Source organism: Sphingopyxis lindanitolerans, from assembly GCF_002993885.1.
Lineage (GTDB): Bacteria > Pseudomonadota > Alphaproteobacteria > Sphingomonadales > Sphingomonadaceae > Sphingopyxis > Sphingopyxis lindanitolerans.
In genome coordinates, this window is record NZ_CM009578.1 from 1,447,645 (window position 1) to 1,467,682 (window position 20,038).

At 65.9% G+C, this 20,038-nt stretch carries 18 protein-coding genes; 4 read left to right on the top strand and 14 right to left on the bottom strand.

Features of this window, described 5'->3' with window-relative positions:
- The first annotated feature begins 86 nt into the window (after positions 1–86).
- A complete protein-coding gene (sppA, locus tag CVO77_RS06950) occupies positions 87–2,066 on the top strand; it encodes a signal peptide peptidase SppA (RefSeq protein ID WP_105998492.1) in 1,980 nt (659 codons plus the stop codon).
- A gap of 100 nt (positions 2,067–2,166) precedes the next feature.
- Here the strand turns inward: sppA and CVO77_RS06955 are convergent, their stop codons facing one another.
- From CVO77_RS06955 to CVO77_RS07010, 12 genes are all read right to left on the bottom strand, one after another.
- Positions 2,167–3,069, bottom strand: coding sequence for an alpha/beta fold hydrolase (locus CVO77_RS06955; RefSeq protein WP_105998493.1), 903 nt, complete (start codon positions 3,067–3,069; stop codon positions 2,167–2,169).
- A gap of 84 nt (positions 3,070–3,153) precedes the next feature.
- Positions 3,154–3,786: a trimeric intracellular cation channel family protein gene (locus CVO77_RS06960; protein ID WP_105998494.1), complete on the bottom strand. Its 633-nt coding sequence runs from the start codon at positions 3,784–3,786 to the stop codon at positions 3,154–3,156.
- Positions 3,787–3,793: 7 nt separating this feature from the next.
- Entirely contained in the window at positions 3,794–5,191 is a 1,398-nt protein-coding gene (gene lpdA, locus CVO77_RS06965) for a dihydrolipoyl dehydrogenase (protein WP_105998495.1), read from the bottom strand.
- 44 nt (positions 5,192–5,235) lie between these two features.
- Positions 5,236–5,529 carry a GIY-YIG nuclease family protein gene (locus tag CVO77_RS06970; protein ID WP_105998496.1) on the bottom strand — a complete coding sequence of 98 codons (294 nt, stop codon included), beginning with the start codon at positions 5,527–5,529 and terminating at the stop codon, positions 5,236–5,238.
- A 100-nt stretch (positions 5,530–5,629) separates the two neighbouring features.
- Entirely contained in the window at positions 5,630–6,868 is a 1,239-nt protein-coding gene (gene odhB / locus CVO77_RS06975) for a 2-oxoglutarate dehydrogenase complex dihydrolipoyllysine-residue succinyltransferase (protein ID WP_105998497.1), read from the bottom strand.
- A gap of 95 nt (positions 6,869–6,963) precedes the next feature.
- Positions 6,964–9,786 carry a 2-oxoglutarate dehydrogenase E1 component gene (locus tag CVO77_RS06980; protein ID WP_105998498.1) on the bottom strand — a complete coding sequence of 941 codons (2,823 nt, stop codon included), beginning with the start codon at positions 9,784–9,786 and terminating at the stop codon, positions 6,964–6,966.
- Positions 9,787–9,889: 103 nt separating this feature from the next.
- On the bottom strand, positions 9,890–10,180 hold the full coding sequence (locus CVO77_RS06985) for a GIY-YIG nuclease family protein (RefSeq protein ID WP_242446127.1): 291 nt from the start codon (positions 10,178–10,180) through the stop codon (positions 9,890–9,892).
- 67 nt (positions 10,181–10,247) lie between these two features.
- Positions 10,248–11,138, bottom strand: coding sequence for a succinate--CoA ligase subunit alpha (gene sucD, locus CVO77_RS06990; RefSeq protein ID WP_105998499.1), 891 nt, complete (start codon positions 11,136–11,138; stop codon positions 10,248–10,250).
- Positions 11,139–11,264: 126 nt separating this feature from the next.
- Positions 11,265–12,227 (bottom strand): malate dehydrogenase, encoded by a 963-nt coding sequence (gene mdh, locus CVO77_RS06995; RefSeq protein ID WP_105998500.1) that lies wholly within the window; start codon positions 12,225–12,227, stop codon positions 11,265–11,267.
- Positions 12,228–12,461: 234 nt separating this feature from the next.
- Positions 12,462–13,586, bottom strand: coding sequence for a cell division protein ZapE (zapE, locus tag CVO77_RS07000; RefSeq protein WP_105998501.1), 1,125 nt, complete (start codon positions 13,584–13,586; stop codon positions 12,462–12,464).
- The gene (locus CVO77_RS07005) at positions 13,583–14,074 is read right to left on the bottom strand and encodes a PaaI family thioesterase (protein ID WP_105998502.1); all 492 of its coding nucleotides are present in this window, start codon (positions 14,072–14,074) and stop codon (positions 13,583–13,585) included. Before CVO77_RS07005 ends, zapE begins: the two co-directional genes overlap by 4 nt.
- A gap of 121 nt (positions 14,075–14,195) precedes the next feature.
- On the bottom strand, positions 14,196–14,978 hold the full coding sequence (locus CVO77_RS07010) for a succinate dehydrogenase iron-sulfur subunit (protein WP_105998503.1): 783 nt from the start codon (positions 14,976–14,978) through the stop codon (positions 14,196–14,198).
- Between the two features lie 165 nt (positions 14,979–15,143).
- Here CVO77_RS07010 and CVO77_RS07015 point away from each other — a divergent pair, with 165 nt between their 5' ends.
- The 3 genes from CVO77_RS07015 (at position 15,144) to CVO77_RS07025 (ending at position 18,191) form a co-directional block, all read left to right on the top strand.
- Entirely contained in the window at positions 15,144–16,673 is a 1,530-nt protein-coding gene (locus CVO77_RS07015) for a lipopolysaccharide biosynthesis protein (RefSeq protein WP_105998504.1), read from the top strand.
- 83 nt (positions 16,674–16,756) lie between these two features.
- Entirely contained in the window at positions 16,757–17,497 is a 741-nt protein-coding gene (locus CVO77_RS07020) for a methyltransferase family protein (protein ID WP_158258017.1), read from the top strand.
- 4 nt (positions 17,498–17,501) lie between these two features.
- A complete protein-coding gene (locus tag CVO77_RS07025) occupies positions 17,502–18,191 on the top strand; it encodes a nucleoside/nucleotide kinase family protein (RefSeq protein ID WP_105998506.1) in 690 nt (229 codons plus the stop codon).
- 95 nt (positions 18,192–18,286) lie between these two features.
- On the opposite strand, the gene CVO77_RS07030 is transcribed toward CVO77_RS07025, so the two are convergent.
- Both CVO77_RS07030 and CVO77_RS07035 read right to left on the bottom strand, forming a co-directional pair.
- Positions 18,287–19,057 carry a nucleotidyltransferase family protein gene (locus tag CVO77_RS07030; RefSeq protein WP_105998507.1) on the bottom strand — a complete coding sequence of 257 codons (771 nt, stop codon included), beginning with the start codon at positions 19,055–19,057 and terminating at the stop codon, positions 18,287–18,289.
- Positions 19,054–19,980, bottom strand: coding sequence for an alpha/beta hydrolase (locus CVO77_RS07035; protein ID WP_105998508.1), 927 nt, complete (start codon positions 19,978–19,980; stop codon positions 19,054–19,056). Before CVO77_RS07035 ends, CVO77_RS07030 begins: the two co-directional genes overlap by 4 nt.
- Positions 19,981–20,038: the final 58 nt, after the last annotated feature.

A 20,038-nucleotide genomic window follows, 5' to 3' on the forward strand; every position in this document is an offset into this window, starting at 1 on the left:
TAAGGAACGTCGTTCGCCCCCTTCCCGTCGCCCGCCCGTCGAAGCGTGCATTGCCAAGGGCGGGCCGCAGCCCTAGGTTCGCGCCCATGACCGACACCACCGCGACCCCTCCGACCGACCCCGCCGGCCCCTGGGCCATCCCCGTCCGCCGGCCGCTCCCCGGGGGCGACAAGCCCGGCGGGAGCACCAGCTTTCCGCGCAAGGTCTGGCACTTGCTCGTCGCGATCAAGGACGGGCTGGCGCTGATCTTCCTGCTCTTGTTCTTCGTGGCGATCTTCGCGCTGCTCGCCGGACGCCCCAATGCGTCGCTGCCGGTCAGCGCGGGCGCGCTCGTCGTCGATTTCGACGGCATCGTTTCCGAACAGCCCTCCGACGTCGATCCGCTCGCCGCGCTGTCGGGCGGCGACCAACTCAAGGAACTGCGCACCCGCGACGTCGTCCACGCACTCGAAACCGCGGCCACCGACAAGCGCGTCACCTCGGTCGTCCTCGACCTCGACCGCTTCCTGGGCGGCGGGCAGGTCTCGCTCGCCGAGATCGGCGCGGCGGTCGACAAGGTGCGCGCGGCGAAGAAGCCGGTGCTCGCCTTCGCCACCGCCTATACGACCGACAGCTATCAGGTCGCGGCGCATGCGAGCGAAATCTGGTCGGATGCGGTCGGCGGCGTCGCCATCGCCGGACCGGGCGGCTCGCGCCTCTATTACAAGGGACTGATGGACAAGCTCGGCATCACCGCGCACATCTATCGCGTCGGCACCTTCAAGAGCGCGGTCGAACCCTTTCTGCGCAGCGACCAGTCGCCCGAGGCGAAAGAAGCCGATTTGGCCTATGCTGGTGTGTTGTGGGAAAATTGGCTGACCGACGTCAAAAAAGCGCGTCCGGCGGCCAAGATCGACGCCTTCATCGCCGACACCGCGGGCGCGGTGAAGGCCGCGGGCAATGATCTGTCGAAGGCGGGCGTCGATGCCGGGCTGATCGACAAGGTCGGCAGCCGCATGGCGTTCAGCGAACGCGTCGCCGAAATCAGCGGCGTCTATGACGACAGCCGTCCGTGGGAATATAATGCGATCCCGCTCGAAAACTGGGTCGCGGCCAATCCCCCGCAGGATAAGGGCGCGGCGATCGCCGTCGTGCCGGTGGTCGGCGAAATCGTCGATGGCGAGGCGGGGGGCGGCTCGGCCGGCGGCGACACGATCGCGGACCATATTCTCGACGCCGTCGCCGACAGCAGCACCAAGGCGATCGTGCTGCGCGTCGATTCGCCCGGCGGGTCGGTCCTCGCATCGGAGCAGATTCGCCAGGCGCTGCTCCAGGCCAAGGCGAAGAAGCTGCCCGTCGTCGTGTCGATGGCGAATGTCGCGGCATCGGGCGGTTATTGGATATCGACCCCCGCCGACCGCATCTTTGCCGAGCCCGAGACGATCACCGGCTCGATCGGCGTCTTTGGCATCATCCCGAGCTTCGACCAGGCGCTCGCCAAGATCGGGGTCAACGCCGACGGTATCGCGACGACGCCGCTGTCGGGTCAGCCCGACGTGTTCGGCGGCGTGAACGACGAGTTCAACGCGCTCGCGCAGGCGAGCGTCGAGGATATTTACGCGCGCTTCACCGGCCTTGTCGCCAAAAGCCGCAAGCAGCCGATCGAGAAAATCCGCACGATCGCCGAAGGCCGCGTCTGGGCGGGCGGCACCGCGCGCCAGATCGGCCTTGTCGACCAGTTCGGCGGCCTCCCCGACGCGCTCGCCGCAGCGGCGAAGCTCGCGAAGATCGACGGCGCTTATCACGCCAAATATTATGAGGAAGAGCCGAGCGAATTGTCCAAGATGCTCGCCAGTCTCACCGGCGCCGAGCAGGACCAGCAGGCGATGGCGCCGCGCGGCTGGTTCGGTATCGCGGCGATGAACCGCCAGCTCACCGAGCGGCGGCTGGCGCAGGATCTGACCATGCTCACCCGCGCGGGATCGGTGCAGGCAAGCTGCCTCGACTGCCGCGCCTTCCTGCCCGCCGCGCCGCGCGCGCCGGAGGCGAAGGGGTGGCTCGGCGCGCTGGCGCTGCTGCTGAAGTAATTCCCCTCCCGCTTGCGGGAGGGGTTAGGGGAGGGCCTGTTGGCTCCGCTCCAGTACGACATGCCCTCCCCCGACCCCTCCCATAATGGGAGGGGAGAGATCAGGCTGCCACCGCCCCATCCTTCGCATGCTCCGCGATCGCCCCGGTCAGCGTATCGACGAGCGCGAGCGGCAGGTCGTGCCCCATGCCGGGGATCGTCAGCAGCCGCGCGCCCGCGATATGCGCGGCGGTATCGCGCCCGCCCGCGATCGGCACGAGCGGGTCGGCCTCGCCATGGATCACCAGCGTCGGCGCCGTGATGGCCTTCAGCATCGCGCGCCGGTCGCCGTCGGCGACGATCGCCGCCATCTGGCGCGCGACGCCCTGCGGATACCAGCCGCGCGCATAATCACCGCGAACCCGGCGTTGCAGCCGCTCCTCCTCGGCGGGATAGCCGGGGCTGCCGATGACGCGCGCGGCGTTCACCGAATAAGCGATCATCGCCTCGGCATCGCCGCCCATCGGACGATTGGCGAGAACCCGCATCGCCTCCTTCTGCGCGCGCGGCAGCCGCGGATTGCCGGTGGTCGACATGATCGAGGTCAGCGACAGCACGCGATCGGGATAGCGCGCGGCGATGTGCTGCGCGATCATCCCGCCCATCGACGCGCCGACGATATGTGCGCGGTCGATGCCGAGATGATCGAGCAGCGCCATCCCGTCGGCCGCCATGTCGGCGAGCGCATAGGCGCTGCGCACCGGCAGCTTCAGCGCCGCCTTGACGAACATCCATTTGAGGTTCGGGACGCCCGCGGCGTCGAAGCGCGTTGACAGGCCGACGTCGCGATTGTCGTAGCGGATGACGCGAAAGCCGTGCGCGACGAGCGCATCGACGAACTCGTCGGGCCAGAGGGTGAGCTGTCCCCCCAGCCCCATCACCAGCAGAATGGCGGGCGCGTCGCTCGGCCCCCTGTCCTCATAGGCGATCTCGATGCCGTTTGCGGTCGCCTGTCCCGTCGTCATCCCGTTCCGTCTCCCCTGTTATCCGCCCATCATGCCGCAAGGCGCGGTGCGGTCAAGCCGGGGCGGCAGGATCGAGCGAGCCGTTCAGCCCGATTCGGGGGGAGCCTTGTAGACCGGGAGTCCCAACGACCAGCGAATCGCCGCCCCGCGCAGGATGAATCCAGCGCAAGCGCCGATGATCGCCGCGACCGCCGTTCCCAGGCCGAGCCATAGCAGTACGAGATAAAGCCCCGACGCGAGCGCCGCCGCGGTGACATAGATTTCGGGACGCATGATGATCGACGGCACCCCCGCCAATATGTCGCGAATCGTACCGCCGACGCAGCCGGTGATGACCCCCATCATCAGCGCGGGCACCGGCGGAACGCCCCAGGCGAGCGCTTTCGCGGTGCCGAACACGGCATAGCCGGCAAGGCCGACGGCATCGGCCCATTCGAGCAGATGCCCCGGCCACCAGCGTTCGGGGGTGATCCAGACAATCAGCGCGATCGCAATGCACATCGCGGCGATCGCGCTGTCGTGGACCCAGAACACCGGTGCGCCGATCAGCAGGTCGCGCACGCTGCCGCCGCCGACCCCGGTGACGAGTGCGAAAAAGGCGGCAGTCACCAGCGTTTGCCGCAGCCGCACCGCCATCAATGCACCCGACAGCGCGAACACGCCGATCCCCGCAAGGTCGAGCAGGCGGATGATCAGCGCATTGTCGATGTCGGGCATCCCCGCGTCAAATATGGATCGGCTTGCCCGTCACCGCCATCGCGGCTTCCTTGATCGCCTCGCTGTGCGTCGGGTGGGCGTGACAGGTATAGGCGATGTCTTCGGACGTCGCGCCGAATTCCATCGCCTGCGCGGCCTGCGCAATCATCGTGCCCGCGACGCTGGCGATGCACCAGACGCCGAGCACGCGGTCGCTTTTCGCGTCGGCGATCACCTTCACGAAGCCGTCGGGCTCATGGTTGGTCTTGGCGCGGCTGTTCGCCATCATCGGGAATTTGCCGACCTTGACTTCGCCCCTTTCCTTCGCCGCTTCCTCGGTCAGGCCGACACCGGCGATTTCGGGCCAGGTGTAGACGACCGACGGAATCACGTCGTGGTTCACGATGCCGGTCTGCCCCGCGATATTCTCGGCGCAGGCGATGCCTTCGTCCTCGGCCTTGTGCGCGAGCATCGGGCCGGGAACGACGTCGCCGATCGCCCAGATGCCGGCAACGCTCGTGCGGAAATCATGGTCGGTTTCGATCTGGCCGCGCTTGTTGACCGTGAGGCCCGCCTTGTCGAGCGCAAGCCCATCGGTGTTGGGCCGCCGCCCGATCGAGACGAGAACGACATCGGCGTCGAGCGTTTCCGCGTCGCCGCCCGCCGCGGGTTCGAGCGTCAGCACCGCCTTCTCGCCCTTCACCTCGGCCTTGGTGACCTTGGTCTTGAGCTTGAATTCCATGCCCTGCTTCTTGAAGATCCGGTTCGCTTCCTTGCGGACGTCGCCGTCCATGCCGGGCAGGATCTGATCGAGAAATTCGACCACGGTGACCTTGGCGCCGAGGCGGCGCCAGACGCTGCCGAGTTCGAGCCCGATCACTCCGCCACCGATGACGACCATATGGCCGGGCACCTTGGCGAGTTCGAGCGCGCCGGTCGAATCGACGATGATCTGCTTGTCGTTATCGACTTCCACACCCGGAAGCGGAGTCACCGACGATCCGGTCGCGATGATGATATTCTTCGCGCGCACCGCCTTGCCCGCGACCTCGACGGTGTCGGCGGCGGTGAATTTGGCATAACCTTTCAGCCAATCGATCTTGTTCTTCTTGAACAGGAATTCGATCCCGCCGGTCAGACCCTTGACCGCATCCTTGCGCTGGCCGTGCATGGTGGGCAGGTCTAGTTCGGGCTTCACCTTGATGCCCATCGCCGCCATCGCGCCGCCAGCCGCCGCCTCATAATATTCGGACGCGTGGAGCATCGCCTTCGAAGGGATGCAGCCGACGTTGAGGCAGGTGCCGCCCAGCGTCTCGCGCCCTTCGGCGCACGCGGTCTTGAGCCCGAGCTGCGCCGCGCGGATCGCCGCGACATAACCGCCGGGACCGGCACCGATGACAAGGACGTCATAGTCGTAATCAGCCATAACTCACTCCATATGCGTTCCTGCGAAAGCAGGAACCCAGGGTGTCAAAGCGATAGCCTGTCGAACAAATCCAGCCACTGTGGATTATCCCGCTCGATCAGTTCAACCTTCCACGCCCGTTTCCATTTCTTCATCTGCAGTTCGCGCTGACGCGCCTGCTGGATGTCATCAAACGCTTCATACCAGACCAGTAGCGTACAACCATATTTCTTGCTGAAGCTATCGATCACTTCGTTGCGATGCTGCCAAACCCGTTTCAGAAGATCGCTGGTCACACCCAGATACGTCGTCCCGTTCCGGCGACTGGCCATCAAATAAAGATAGCCGGGTTTGTTCACCTCAATCTCCCGCGTTCCTGCGGGAGCAGGAACCCAGGGTTCGGTTGCACCAACATTGCATTCCTACCCTAGGCTCCTGCGTTCGCAGGAGCACATAATATCATAGATCGATCAGCAGCCGCGTCGGGTCCTCGATCGCTTCCTTGATCGTCTTCAGGAAGGTCACCGCCTCGCGGCCGTCGACCAGCCGATGGTCATAGCTGAGCGCCAGATACATCATCGGACGGATCACGATCTCGCCGTCGCGCACGACCGGGCGGTCTTCGATGCGGTGGAGGCCGAGCACCGCCGACTGCGGCGGGTTGATGATCGGGGTCGACATCAGGCCGCCGAAGACGCCGCCGTTCGAGATGGTGAAGGTGCCGCCGGTCATGTCGTCCATCGTCAGCGTGCCTTCCTTGGCGCGCTTGCCGAGGTCGGCGATCGCTTTTTCGATCCCCGCGAAGGACAGGCTTTCGGCGTTGCGGACGATCGGCACGACCAGGCCGTTCGGCGCGCTGACCGCGATCGAGACGTCGAGATAATCATAATAGACGATCTCGTCGCCGTCGATCCGGCCGTTGACCGACGGGATGTCGTGCGCCGCGAGCGCGACCGCCTTGGTGAAAAAGCTCATGAAGCCAAGCCGCACGCCATGCTTCTTCTCGAAGCTCTCGCGATATTTGTCGCGTGTCGCGATCACCGCCGACATATCGACGTCATTGAACGTCGTCAGCATCGCCGCGGTTTCCTGCGCCGATTTCAGCCGCTTGGCGATCGTCTGGCGCATGCGCGTCATCTTGACCCGCTCCTCGCGGCGGCCCGGTGCGCCATTCGCGGCGGGGGTCGGCGCGGGGGCCGCCGCCGGAACGGGCGCGGCTTCGGGCGCTGCGTTGGCGGCGGCGAGCACATCTTCCTTGGTCAGGCGGCCGTCCTTGCCGCTGCCCTTGATCCGGGTCGGATCGACGCCATGTTCGAGCACCAGGCGGCGGACCGCGGGCGACAGCGTCGTGACGCCGTCGCCGCTGTCTTCGACCGGAGCCGGAGCCGTCGGGGCGGCGGGCGTCGGGGCGGCGGCTTCCTTGGCGGCGGGCGCGGGCGTCGGCGCCGTGGCCTTGCCATCCCCCGCCTCGATCGTCGCGATCACCGCGCCGACATTGACCGTTTCGCCGACCGCGACGACCTGCTGGCCCATCACGCCGGCGACCGGCGACGGGACTTCGACCGCGACCTTGTCGGTTTCAAGGCTCGCGATCGGTTCGTCCATCGCGACGGGCTCGCCCGGCTGTTTCAGCCATTCGCCGATCGTCGCTTCGGTGACGCTCTCGCCCAGCGTGGGGACTTTAACTTCGGTGCTCATCGCTTCTTCTCTTCTTTGTTCCCCCGCGAAGGCGGGGGTCCATCGTCAAATGGTGGAAGATAGCCTCCGCCTTCGCGGGCGACCATCCCGATATCCTATGCCTTGTTTTTCGCCCGGCGTATTTCAGCCCTGACCGACAGGCCGAGCGCGTCGGCGACGAGCGCCGATTGTTCGGTCTGGTGGCGGCTCATCAGCCCGGTCGCGGGCGACGCCGCGGCGGCGCGGCCGGCGTAGCGGGCGCGCATGCCCTTGTGGCCGGTTTCCGCGAGCGATTCCTCGATCAACGGCTCGACAAAGAACCAGCTACCATTATTGCGCGGCTCTTCCTGCGCCCAGACGATTTCCTCGAGATTCTTCATCCGTTTCAGGCGGATGGCCAGCGCCTCGCCGGGGAAGGGATAGATTTGCTCGATGCGGATCACCGTCGTGTCGGTCAGCCCCGCGGCATCGCGCGCTTCCATCAGGTCATAGCCGACCTTGCCCGAACAGAGGACGACGCGCTTGACCTTCGCGTCCTCGGGCGGGGTGCGGTCCGACATGATGCGGCGGAAATGCGCGTCGCCGATGAAGTCGCTACGCTGCGACACCGCCAGCTTGTGGCGGAGCAGCGACTTGGGGGTCATGATGATCAGCGGCTTGCGGAACGGGCGCAGCATCTGCCGGCGCAGGACGTGGAAATAGTTCGACGGGGTCGAGATATTGCACACCTGGATATTGTCGCCCGCGCATAGCTGCAGGAAGCGTTCGAGGCGCGCCGAGCTATGCTCGGGCCCCTGCCCCTCATAACCGTGCGGGAGCAGCAGCACGAGGCCGTTGGCGCGCAGCCACTTGGCCTCGCCCGCGGCGATGAACTGGTCGATCATGATCTGCGCGCCGTTGGCGAAATCGCCGAACTGCGCTTCCCAGAGCACGAGGCTTTTCGGGTCGGCCATCGCATAGCCATATTCGAAACCGAGCACGCCATATTCGCTCAAGGGACTGTCGAGCACCTCGAACCGGCCGTGCGGGACGGTCGTCAGCGGGACATATTTATGCTCGTCTTTCTGGTCGACCCAGACCGCGTGGCGCTGGCTGAAGGTGCCGCGTCCCGAATCCTGGCCCGACAGGCGCACCTGATAGCCTTCGCTGAGCAACGTGCCGAAGGCGAGTTGTTCGGCGGTCGCCCAGTCGAACACCTCGCCATCGCCCTTGTCGGCGAACATCGCGGCGCGCGCATCGATGACGCGGCGCAGCGTCTTGTGGACCTCCAGGTCCGCGGGAATCGTCGTCATCGTACGGCCGATCGCGTCGAACAATTTGTCCGAAACGCCCGTCGCGATGTTGCGGCGCGCATTTTCATGGTCGGCGGGGGCGTGCAGCCCCGACCAGCGGCCCGCGAACCAGTCGGCCTTGTTCGGCTTGTAGCTTTTCGCGCCCTCGAATTCTTCCTCGAGGTGCGCGACGAACTCGCCGCGGCGCATGTCGGCCCAGCCGGCGTCGATCACCCCCTCGCCCTCGAGCTTCGCGGCGCAGAGCTGCGACACCGGCGGATGCTGGCGGATGCTGGCGTACATCAGCGGCTGGGTGAACGACGGCTCGTCGCCTTCATTGTGACCGAAGCGGCGATAGCACCACATGTCGATGACGACGTCGCGCTTGAAGCGCTGGCGGAAATCGATCGCGAGCTTGCACGCAAAGGTCACCGCTTCGGGATCGTCGCCGTTGACGTGCAGGATCGGCGCCATCACGCCCTTGGCGACGTCCGACGGATAGGGCGACGAGCGCGCGAATTGCGGGCTGGTGGTAAAGCCGATCTGGTTGTTGACGATGAAATGAATACAGCCGCCGGTATTATATCCGCGAATCCCCGAGAAACCCAGGCATTCCCAGACAATCCCCTGCCCCGCGAAGGCCGCGTCGCCGTGGATCAGGACGGGAAGCACCTGCTCATGCTTGCCGAGGTCGTCGCGCACCACCTGCTGCGCGCGCACCTTGCCGAGCACGACCGGGTCGACCGCCTCGAGGTGCGAGGGGTTGGGGACGAGCGACATATGGACCGAAATGCCGTCGAACTCGCGGTCGGTCGAGGTGCCGAGGTGATATTTGACGTCGCCCGAGCCGCCGACATCGTCGGGGTTGGCGCTGCCGCCCGAAAATTCGTGGAAGATCACCTTGTACGGCTTTGCCATGACGTTCGCGAGCATGTTGAGGCGCCCGCGATGCGCCATGCCATAGACGATTTCCTTCACGCCATATTGGCCGCCATATTTGATGATCGATTCCATCGCCGGGATCATCGATTCGCCGCCATCAAGGCCAAAGCGCTTGGTGCCGACATATTTGCGCGCGAGAAATTTCTCCCACTCCTCGGCCTGGATCACCTTGTTCAGGATGGCGCGTTTGCCCTCGACCGAAAATTCGATGATCTTGTCGGCGCCTTCCATCCGTTCCTGCAGGAACTGGCGCTCGACGATGTCGGCGATGTGCATATATTCGAGGCCGACATGGCCGCAATAATTGGCCTGAAGGATCGCCACAATCTCGCGAATCGTCGCCTTCTCGACCCCCAGCGTGCCGCCGATCCACACCGGCCGGTCGAGCGCGGCGCCGGTAAAGCCATGATATTCGGGGGTCAGGTCCCCCGGCAGCTCGCGCGTGCTGAGCCCCAGCGGATCGAGCTTGGCGGCAAGGTGACCGCGCACGCGATAGGTGCGGATCAGCATCATCGCGCGGATCGAATCATCGGCCGCGCGCTCGACCTCGGCATCCGACAAGGGCGCCCCCGCCTTGGCCGCGGCCGCCTTGACCGCGACCTGCATCTGCTGCGGGTCAAGCGCGGCGGTCAGGTCGTCGCTGTCGATCGGCGGCCAGTTCTTCGGCGCCCAGCTCGGGCCGGCCTGCGGCTCGTCGATGTCAAAGCTCTGTCGTTCGAGGTTCATTGTCTCAACTCGCTCGCATTATAAAATACACCGCTCGTGCCCCTGCGAAGGCAGGGGCCCATCATCCAAAGGTCGGATAAGGTGCCGACCGGGCCGATCTTCATTATCCCTGAATCTCGACCCACAAATCTCGCCAATCGGGATTCGTTTCCTCGACCATCCGTACCTTCCAACTTCGCTTCCATCGCTTGATTTGCAGCTCACGCCTGCGCGCTTCCTGCAAATCCTCATGCGCTTCAAACCAAACCAGAAGCACGCAGCCATGGGTCTTCGTAAAACCCTCGACCAACATCTCGCGGTGCTGATAAACGCGCTGCACCAACTTCGATGTCGACCCGGTATAGATGGCGCCGTTCTTGCGGTTCGCCATGATATAGACTGCGCCGCTCTTCATTCATCGCCCGGTCGGGTGATGGGCCCCTGCCTTCGCAGGGGCGCGAGAAAGAGCGATGTCGCTAAGATCAAACGCGCTCCTTCAGCACCTCGGCCAGCGTCGTCCCCAGTTCCGACGGGCTCGCCGACACGGCGATGCCCGCGGCTTCCATCGCCGCGATCTTGCTTTCGGCGTCGCCCTTGCCACCCGAAACGATCGCACCGGCATGGCCCATGCGGCGGCCCGGAGGCGCGGTGCGGCCCGCGATGAAGCCGGCCATCGGCTTTTTACGGCCGCGCTTGGCTTCGTCGATCAGGAATTGCGCCGCCTGCTCCTCGGCGTCGCCGCCGATTTCGCCGATCATGATGATCGACTTGGTGGCGTCGTCCGCCAGGAAGAGTTCGAGGACGTCGATGAAATTGGTGCCGTTGACGGGATCGCCGCCGATGCCGACCGCGGTGGTCTGACCCAGCCCGACGTTCGTGGTCTGGAACACCGCCTCATAGGTCAGCGTACCCGAGCGCGAGACGACGCCGACGCTGCCCTTCTTGAAGATGCTGCCCGGCATGATGCCGATCTTGCATTCGTCGGGGGTCAGCACGCCGGGGCAGTTCGGGCCGATCAGCCGCGATTTCGAGCCCGACAGCGCGCGCTTCACCTTGACCATGTCGAGCACCGGAATGCCTTCGGTGATGCAGACGATCAATTCCATCTCGGCGTCGATCGCCTCGAGGATCGAATCGGCGGCGAACGGCGGCGGCACATAGATGCAGCTCGCGGTCGCACCGGTCGCGGCCTTCGCCTCTTCGACGGTGTTGAAGTTCGGCAGGCCGATATGCGTCGTGCCGCCCTTGCCCGGCGTCACGCCGCCAACCATCTTCGTGCCATAGGCGAGCGCCTGTTCGGTGTGGAAGGTGCCGGTGGCGCCGGTCATCCCCTGGGTGATGACCTTGGTATTCTTGTCGATGAGGATGCTCATGCGTTTCGTTCCATTTCCTGCGCCCCTGCGGAGGTAGGGGCCCATCTCCAGACATTTGGTTCACCCGCCGCCCCATTTCGCGAGCGCGGGTGATGGACCCCCGCCTTCGCGGGGGCACAAACTCTTTTAAGCGAGGCTGGAATCCAGCGCCTTGCACGCCTCGAGCAGTTCCTTGACCGCATCGACCGAGACCTGAAGCCCCGCCTTGTCGGCGTCGTCGAGCGCGATCTCGACGACCTTCTCGACGCCGCCCGCGCCGATCTGCACCGGCACGCCGACATAGAGGCCGTCGACGCCATATTGGCCATCGACATAAGCGGCGCAGGGCAGGACGCGCTTCTGGTCGCCGAGATAGGCTTCGGCCATCGCGATGCCGCTCGCAGCGGGGGCATAGAAGGCCGAACCGGTGCCGAGCAGCGCAACGATCTCGCCGCCGCCGCCACGGGTGCGCTTGACGATCGCGTCGATCTTGTCCTGCGTCGACAGGCCCATCTTGACCAGATCAGGAACGGGGATGCCGTTGATCGTCGAGTAACGGACGACGGGGACCATCGTGTCGCCATGACCGCCGAGGACGAAGGTGTTCACGTCCTTCACCGACACCGCGAATTCGTCGGCGATGAAGTGGCTGAAGCGCGCCGAATCGAGCACGCCGGCCATGCCGACGACCTTGTTGTGCGGCAGGCCCGAGAATTCGCGCAGCGCCCACACCATCGCGTCGAGCGGATTGGTGATACAGATGACGAAAGCGTCGGGGGCGTTGGCCTTGATGCCTTCGCCGACGGCCTTCATGACCTTGAGGTTGATGCCGAGCAGATCGTCGCGGCTCATCCCCGGCTTGCGGGCGACCCCGGCGGTGACGATGATGACGTCGGCGCCGGCGATGTCGGCATAATCGTTGGTGCCGGTGATCTTTGCGTCAAAGCCCTGGACCGGGCCGACCTGCGACAGGTCGAGCGCTTTGCCCTGCGGCACGCCTTCGACCACGTCGAACAGGACGACGTCGCCGAGTTCCTTTTGTGCGGCGAGCAGCGCCAGCGTCCCGCCGATATTCCCGGCTCCGATCAATGCGATCTTCTTGCGTCCCATGGCGCGCGGCACTCCCTTCCTGGCAAGCCCGGCAAAGGTTCACGGACCGACGGGGGCACGGGCTCTACGCCCCGTTCCGGTCCCAAGACTGGCGACGCCCCTACGCCGATTCCCCTAAGGAAACAACCGCCAAAAAGGCGAAAAACCGCCTTTCTTTGCAAATAGTTCGCAATAACAACAAACCCAAATGCAAAGCTCCACACCGGGCCGCGCGATCGCCTTGCGACAGCAGCGTCACCCGTTCGCGTCGTCCTGGCCGTGGCCGAGCGCCAGATAATCGTCGGACTGCATTTCGGCGAGCCGGCTTGCCGTGCGCTCGAACTCGAACGCGCCGTCGCCCGCGACATACAGCGCGTCGGGCGCCGCCGCCGCGCTGGCGAGCAGCTTGACCTTATATTCGTAGAGCGCGTCGATCAGCGTCACGAAGCGCGCCGCCTCGTTGCGGTTTTCGGGGCCCATGCGCGGGATACCGACGATGATCACGCTGTGGAAATGGCGCGCGACGGCCAGATAGTCGGCCGCCCCGCGCGCCTCGCCGCACAATCGCTTGAACGAAAAGACCGCGACGCCTTTCAAGGCCTTGGGAACGTGCAGCAGGCGCCCGCCGCCGACGTCGAGATCGAGCGTCGGGACATGCGCGCGATCCTCGGGCGGATAGTCGGTGAGGCGGAAGAAGGCGGCCGACAGCGCCGCGCTCGCGCTATCGTCGGCGGGGACGAACCAGCGCTGGCCGTCGCCGAGCCGGTGGCGGCGGTAATCGGTCGGCCCGTTGAGCCCCATCACGTCGAGCTTTGCCTCGACGAGCGCGATGAAGGGCAGGAAATGTTCGCGGTTGAGCCCGTCCTTGTAAAGGTCGCTCGGCGGCCGGTTCGACGTCGCGACGACGGTGACGCCGCGGTCGATCAATGCGGTGAACAGGCGCGAGAGGATCATCGCGTCGGCGCTGTTGTTCACGACCATCTCGTCGAAGGCGAGGCAGCGGATATTTTCGACGAGCGCCGATGCGACCTGCGGGATCGGGTCGCCGCTCTCGGTCTTGCGCACCTCGCGCATCTGCGCGTGGACCTCCTGCATGAAGGCGTGGAAATGGACCCGCCGCTTTCGCTGGATGTGAAGCTGGTCGTAGAACAGGTCCATCAGCATCGACTTGCCGCGCCCGACCGCACCCCACAGATAGACGCCGCGCGGCGCTTCCGGCTTGCGGCCCGCGATGCGCCAGAGCAGGCTGCCGCGCGGCGGCGCGGCTTCGAGCGCTTCCTGCAAGGCGTTCAGCCGCTCGGCGGCGGCGCGCTGCTCGGGATCGGGCCGAAGTTCGCCGCCCGCGACAAGCGCGTCATAGGCCGCGAGAACAGTGATCATTTCCGGCTCGCCTTGCGGATCGTCCCGGCAAAGGTCAGGACGATATGACTGTCGTCCTTCCCCTGCACGACAAGTCCGCGCAGGAAGATCAGCCGACCGGTTTCGCGGACCAGCTCGACGACGGCATCGAGCGGCTCGCCGACGCGCCCCGCGCCGACGAACTGGGTCGACAGGTCGAGCGTCACCGAATGTCCCGCGTCGAGCGCGCCAAACTGGTGCGAGGCGGCAAACAGCGCGATATCGACGAGCGCCAGCGTCACCGCGCCATGGACATTATCGCCAAGGTTGCTGTGCTTGCGTTCCGGCGACATGCGGACGCGGGCGCGCGGGCGGCCATCCTCGGTCGGCCGCTCGACACGAACCGACAGCGGCTCGATGAAGGCGTTGAAGCGGCTCGGATCCTTGAGATTCCAACTGACCCAGCCGTCGGCCAATTCCTCGGCGCTGAAATTCTCGCGCCGCTTCGGTTCCTCGATCCCGTCGTTCATGCTGTGCACTATCCGTCCTGCCGCGCGCGCCTGGCGCGCACATCGGCTCAAGCGTGTGCAGCCCGGCGACGCAAGCGGAAATATCGGTCGATGCGGGTCAGGCCCCCATCAAACCCGGCGCTCAGACCTGGCGTTCGGCCTCGAGCTTCTTGATCTCGGCGATCGCGCGCGCGGGGTTCAGGCCCTTCGGACACGCATTGGCGCAGTTCATGATCGTGTGGCAGCGATAGAGGCGGAACGGGTCTTCCAACTCGTCGAGGCGCTCGCCGGTATATTCGTCGCGGCTGTCGGCGAGCCAGCGATAGGCCTGGAGCAGGATCGCCGGGCCAAGGAACTTGTCGCTGTTCCACCAATAGCTGGGGCAGCTCGTCGAGCAGCAGGCGCACAGGATGCACTCGTAAAGCCCGTCGAGCTTTTCGCGCTCGGCGGGCGACTGGAGGCGTTCCTTGCCGCTCGGCGTCGGCGTCTTGGTCTTCAGCCACGGCTCGATCGACGCATATTGCGCGTAGAAATGGGTGAAGTCGGGGACCAGATCCTTGATGACTTCCATATGCGGCAGCGGGGTGATCTGGATGTCGCCCTTCAGATCCTCGATCGCGGTGGTGCAGGCGAGGCCGTTCTTGCCGTTCATGTTCATCGAACAACTGCCGCAAATGCCCTCACGGCACGAGCGGCGGAAGGTCAGGCTGCTGTCCTGCTCGCCCTTCATCTTGATCAGCGCGTCGAGCACCATCGGGCCGCATGTATCGGTATCGATCTCGAATGTGTCGAAACGCGGGTTCTCGCCGCTGTCGGGATTATAGCGATAGACTTTGAACGTCTTGACGTTCGCCGCGCCCTCGGCCTTGTGGACCGTGCCGCCCTTTTGGATACGGCTGTTCTTGGGCAGACGAAATTCGGCCATGGCGCAGATTCCCCTATGTGCAATCGCGGGTCGGACTAGACCCATTGGGCAGAGTCGGCAAGGGGTGATGGCGCACATTTGGGCCTCATTTTCAAGGCGTGTATCCCCGCAAAGGCGGGAGCACATGGCTTTTTTTTGCCATGAATAGTGCTACGGCCGCACCCGATGAACGAAGAGACCGCCCAACCCACCGTTACCAGCCGCAGCGTCGCAAAGGGGCTCGGCACGACGGTGCTCGCGCGGCTGGGCGCGGTGGTCGAGATCGTCGCGCAGCCGCTCTATGTCCTGATGTTCGGGCTCGCGGGCTATGGCCTCTATGCGGTGCTGTGGGCGACGATCAACCTGCTCGAGAATATCTTCGACATGGGCATGACGAGCGCGATGCAGCGCACCGTGCCGCAATCGGCGAGCGACGCCGAAGCCGCGGGGGCGCTGCGCACCGCGATGCTGTTCGGGATCGGACCGTGCCTGGTCGTCGCGGCGCTGGTCGCGGCCTTCGCCGCCGAGCTTGCGCCCTTCCTCAACGTCGCCGAGCATGACCGGCCGCTCGTCGTGCCCGCGATCCAGCTTTTCGCCTGGGCGCTGCCGCTCTGGGCCTTCGTCGAGATCGCGACCTCGGCGATGCGCGCGCGGATGGTGTTCGGCGCCGAAATCCGCCTGCGGATCGTCTGGGAACAGATCATGCGGCTGGTGTTCGCGGGTCTGTTCTTCGCCGGCGGGCTCGGGCTCAAGGGACTGTTCATCGCGCATCTCTGCTCGCTCGGCATCACCGCCATCCTCTGCGTCCGCCTGCTCGCCCGCTATTATCATTTCGCCGATCTGTTCCGCGGCGGGCGCGGCAGCGATGTCGAGCGCAACACCTTTTGGGCCGGGCTGTCGATCCTGCCGTCGAACATCATCGCGCGGCTGTTCGGTGACGCGCCGGCGCTGATCCTCAACCTGCTGCTCCCCGGCGCGGCGGGCGCGGCGGCGGCAGGCCTGTTCACGATCGCGCGCAAGCTGTCGAGCGTCGTCCAGCTCGTTCGCATCGCCTTCGTCTATGTGATGGCGCCGCTGGCCGCCAGCGCCGAGCGCGAGGACCGCGCGCAGGTCGCCGACATCTATGCTTATGCGACGCGCCTCATTTCGGCGATCGCATTGCCGCTCGCGGCGGTGCTCGCGGCGGGCAGTTCGTCGCTGCTCGGGCTGTTCGGGGCGCAGGCGCATGTCGCGCAGGCGGCGGTGATCATCCTGCTCTTCGCGCGCGCGCTCGAGGCGGTGCTCGGCATCTCGATGCCGGTGCTCCAGGTCGTCGCGGCCTTCCGCCACCAGCTTACCGCCAGCATCGTCGGGGTGGTCGTCGCAATCGCCGCCGGCTGGCTGATCCTCGGCCATCTCGACGCGCTGACCGGGGTTACGCTTGCCATGTCGATCGGGCTCGTCGTGATGGCGGGCATTCCGATGCTCCAGCTTGCGACGGGCGAGCGGCTGCATCCTTTCGACCATCGATTCCCGAAAGTGGCGCTGCGCGGCCTCGCGATCACGATCGCGGCGGGCGGGCTCGCGCTGCTCGTCAGCGGCCTGCCCGACGCCGCCGCCCTGCCGCTGATCGCGCTGATCGCCGCGGGCGCGATCTGGTCGTCGCTGCGCTTCGCGCTGCCCCACGCCGACCGCGCCTCGCTGGGCAAGACGGCTCGCAAGCTGCGTCTCGTGTAGTTTCGGTCTTAATTTGGCCGCAAAATCGGTTAGAGGAGACGCCACGTAATTGCCGCGCGATGCGGCCAACAGGCGGAAATCCAATGTATCAGCAAGAACTCGCCCGCAGCGGCAAGCGCCTTTTTTTCATTCGCGGCACCTATATCTACATCACCATCGCCATCTCGGTGCTGATCGCCTGGTGCGCCAAGGACTGGGGTCCGTTCCAGACCGCAAGCGCCGACTGCGCCTGGTTCTGGCTGTCGCTCGGCGTCGCCAGCGCGGGCGCGATCGTCCGCGTCTTTACCAGCGGCTGGGCCGCGCTCGGCACCTCGGGCCGCGCCAAGGTCGCCGCCGAGGCGAGCGAGCTCAACACCACCGGCCCCTACAGCTTGGTGCGCAACCCGCTCTATGTCGGCCGCATCCTCAATTTCACCGGCCTCGCGATGCTGTCGGGAAGCTGGGTGTTCGGCGCCATCGTCTTCCTGCTTGGCGTCCTGATCTACGAGCGCATCTCGATCTATGAGGAAGAATATCTGCGCGAAAAGTTCGGCGCGGCGCACGCCGAATGGGCGAAGGACGTCCCCGCGCTCCTCCCGCGCCTGTCGGGCTGGGTGAAACCCAAATATTCCTTCTGGTGGAAGCGCATGATCTGGCGCGAGCAGAACAAGCTGTTCCTCCTCGCGACGACGGTGTTCCTGACCTGGTTCGCGCGAATGGACTTCAACTTCGACGCGCTGACCGCTCAGCAGTGGAACTGGGTCTATGCCTTCGGCGCGCTCGTCGTCGTCCGCTTCGTCATCGGCGGGCTGAAGATGGTCGGCTTTTTCAAGGAATTGAGCTGAACTGATGGGGGGCGGGCTCGCTCCCCTTATTGCTGTCGTCGGCAGCGACGGGTCGGGCAAGTCGACCCTGTCGGCGGATCTGCTCGCGCATGTGCAAAAGACGCGGCAGGCCGAGAGCGGCTATCTCGGCCTCGGCTCGGGCGAACAGGGGCGGCGCATCGGGCGCTGGCCGATCATCGGCCCGCCGCTGCACCGCTTCCTCGACCGCATCGCCGACCGGCTGCGCGAGCCCGATGAACCGATCCCCGGCCGGCTCGCGGCGCGCTATGCGCTGAACAAATCGAAGAAGCGCCGCGCAAAATTCGAGCACCTGCTGGGTCGCCGCCGCGCGGGCGTGACGATCGTCACCGACCGCTATCCGCAGATCGAGGTGCCTGGCCTCCACGACGGCCCGATCCTCGCCGGCCGCGCGACCCATGCGCGCCTCGCGGCGATGCAGGCCGAGGAGCGCGCGCTTTATGCCGCCATGGCGACCTATGTCCCGACGCTCGTCATTCGGCTGCACGTCGATGTCGACACGGTGATGGCGCGCAAGCCCGACCATGACCGCGCGCTGATCACGCGCAAGGTCGATACGGTGCCGCTGCTGACGTTCCATGGCGCCCCGATCGTCGATATCGACGCGACGATTCCCTATGAGGAGGAATTGGCGCTGGCAATCGCGGCAGTGGATGCGGCGTTGGCGGAGGCCTGACGCCTGCCGTCATTGCGAGCGCAGCGAAGCAATCTCCAGCTATCATCGCGCCGCATCGATAGCTGGAGATTGCTTCGCTGCGCTCGCAATGACGATCAGCTTGCGTTCCGCCCCGCCATGATCCTCTCGATCAGCACGATATCGGCGGGCTTGTCGGCGTCGATGCACGCTTCGCCCTCCGACATCGGCACCACCCGCGCCTCCAGGCCGAAACGCAGCCCGGCACGCGCGATACCCTGCTGGATGGTGAACAGCCGCAGCACCGCGCCGAGCAGCAGCCATGGGCCGAAGGCGGCGATGATTTTCAGCCCCTTCTTGCGGTCGCGCTCGATCCGCCCCCAGAAGTCGAGCAAGGGCAGCACCCGGCGCCCGCGCAGGCGGAACAGGTTCGCGCCCGACCACCAGCCGCCGCGAAATTTCAGCCAGGTGCGCTGCGATTCGGGATAGCGCGCGAGCAGCACCCGCCGTTCGACCATCGCCACCGCGACGTCGCTATCCTCGGCCCCGACCAGAAACTCGGCGATTATCGAAGGCGTGAGCAGGACATTGTCGGCGGTCGTCACCAGCACCGGCGCGTCGTCGTCGGGCAGCGCGGCGGCGAGCGAACTGCTGATCCCCTGCCCCGAATCCGAAAAATGCAGGTCGGCGAGACCCGCAAGGCCCGGCTCCGCCGCCAGCTCGGCGCTATTCTGCGCGAGCAGGGTGATCGGCCCGACAAGCGGCGAAGCACGCAGCGCGCGCACGACATGGACGAGCATCGGCTGCCCCGCGACCGGCAACAACGCCTTGGTCGACGCCCCGCTGCCGGTCAGCAGTGGATCGGGGCCGGGGCGGCTGCCCGCCATCACGATCGCGGCGATCGTCATGGCGCAGCCTCGCGGACCGCGGCGACCCGCCGCCCGGTCACCCCGCGCAGGAAATCGCTCGCCTCCTCAAGCACCGGCCCGCGCGAGCGAAAAGGCCCCGACAGCGCCATGACGATGCCGCTGTGCCCGATGCCCGGATAGAGGCGCAAGCTGGCCGAACCGCCCGCCTTTTCGATTGCGGCGGCCAGATTCTGGCTGTTGCGCGGGCGCACCGTCGCATCCTCCTCGCCGCTCGCCAGCCACAGCGGCGGCGCGTCGCCGCGCGCATAAGCGATCGGCTGCGTCTTTTCCGCCGGCTTCACCTTGCCCATCGCCTTTTCGGCGAGCCCGCCCTTTTCCATCGGCAGGAAATCATAGGGACCGGCCAGCCCCGCGACCCCGCGAAGGATCGACGGATCGCTGTTCGCGGCGCGCAGCCATTGCGGATCGAGCGCCAGCATCACCGCATTATAGGCGCCCGCCGAATGGCCCATCAGCGCGATCCGATCGGGATCGCCCGCAAGGCCGCCGATATGCCGATGCGTCCAGGCGACGGCGGCGGCGCTGTCCTTCAGGAAATCGGGCCAATGCGCCTTGGGCGTCAGGCGATAGTCGGGGATGACGACGACGAAGCCCTTTTGCGCGAGCGCGCGGCCGACGAAGCCATAGCTTTCGCGCGCCCCGCTGCTCCAGCCGCCGCCATAGAAGAAGATGATCACCGGCAACCTGTCGCCTTCGCGCGCCTGTTCGGGCACCCAGATGTCGAGCGACTGGCGCGGGCCGTTGCCATAGAGCTGGCCGGCCAGCAGCAGCCGCGCCCCGCCGCCCGAGCCGAGCAGCCGGTCGGCCATGTCGAGCGATTTGGCGCCGCCCGCGACGATCATTTTCGTGCCGCCGCCGAACAGCAGCAGCAGAAGCACCGCCACGATGATGAATTTGATCAAACGCCGTCCTTTGACTTCGCGCCCCGTCACAGGCCCCGCGCCCTACAGGGCTGCGCCG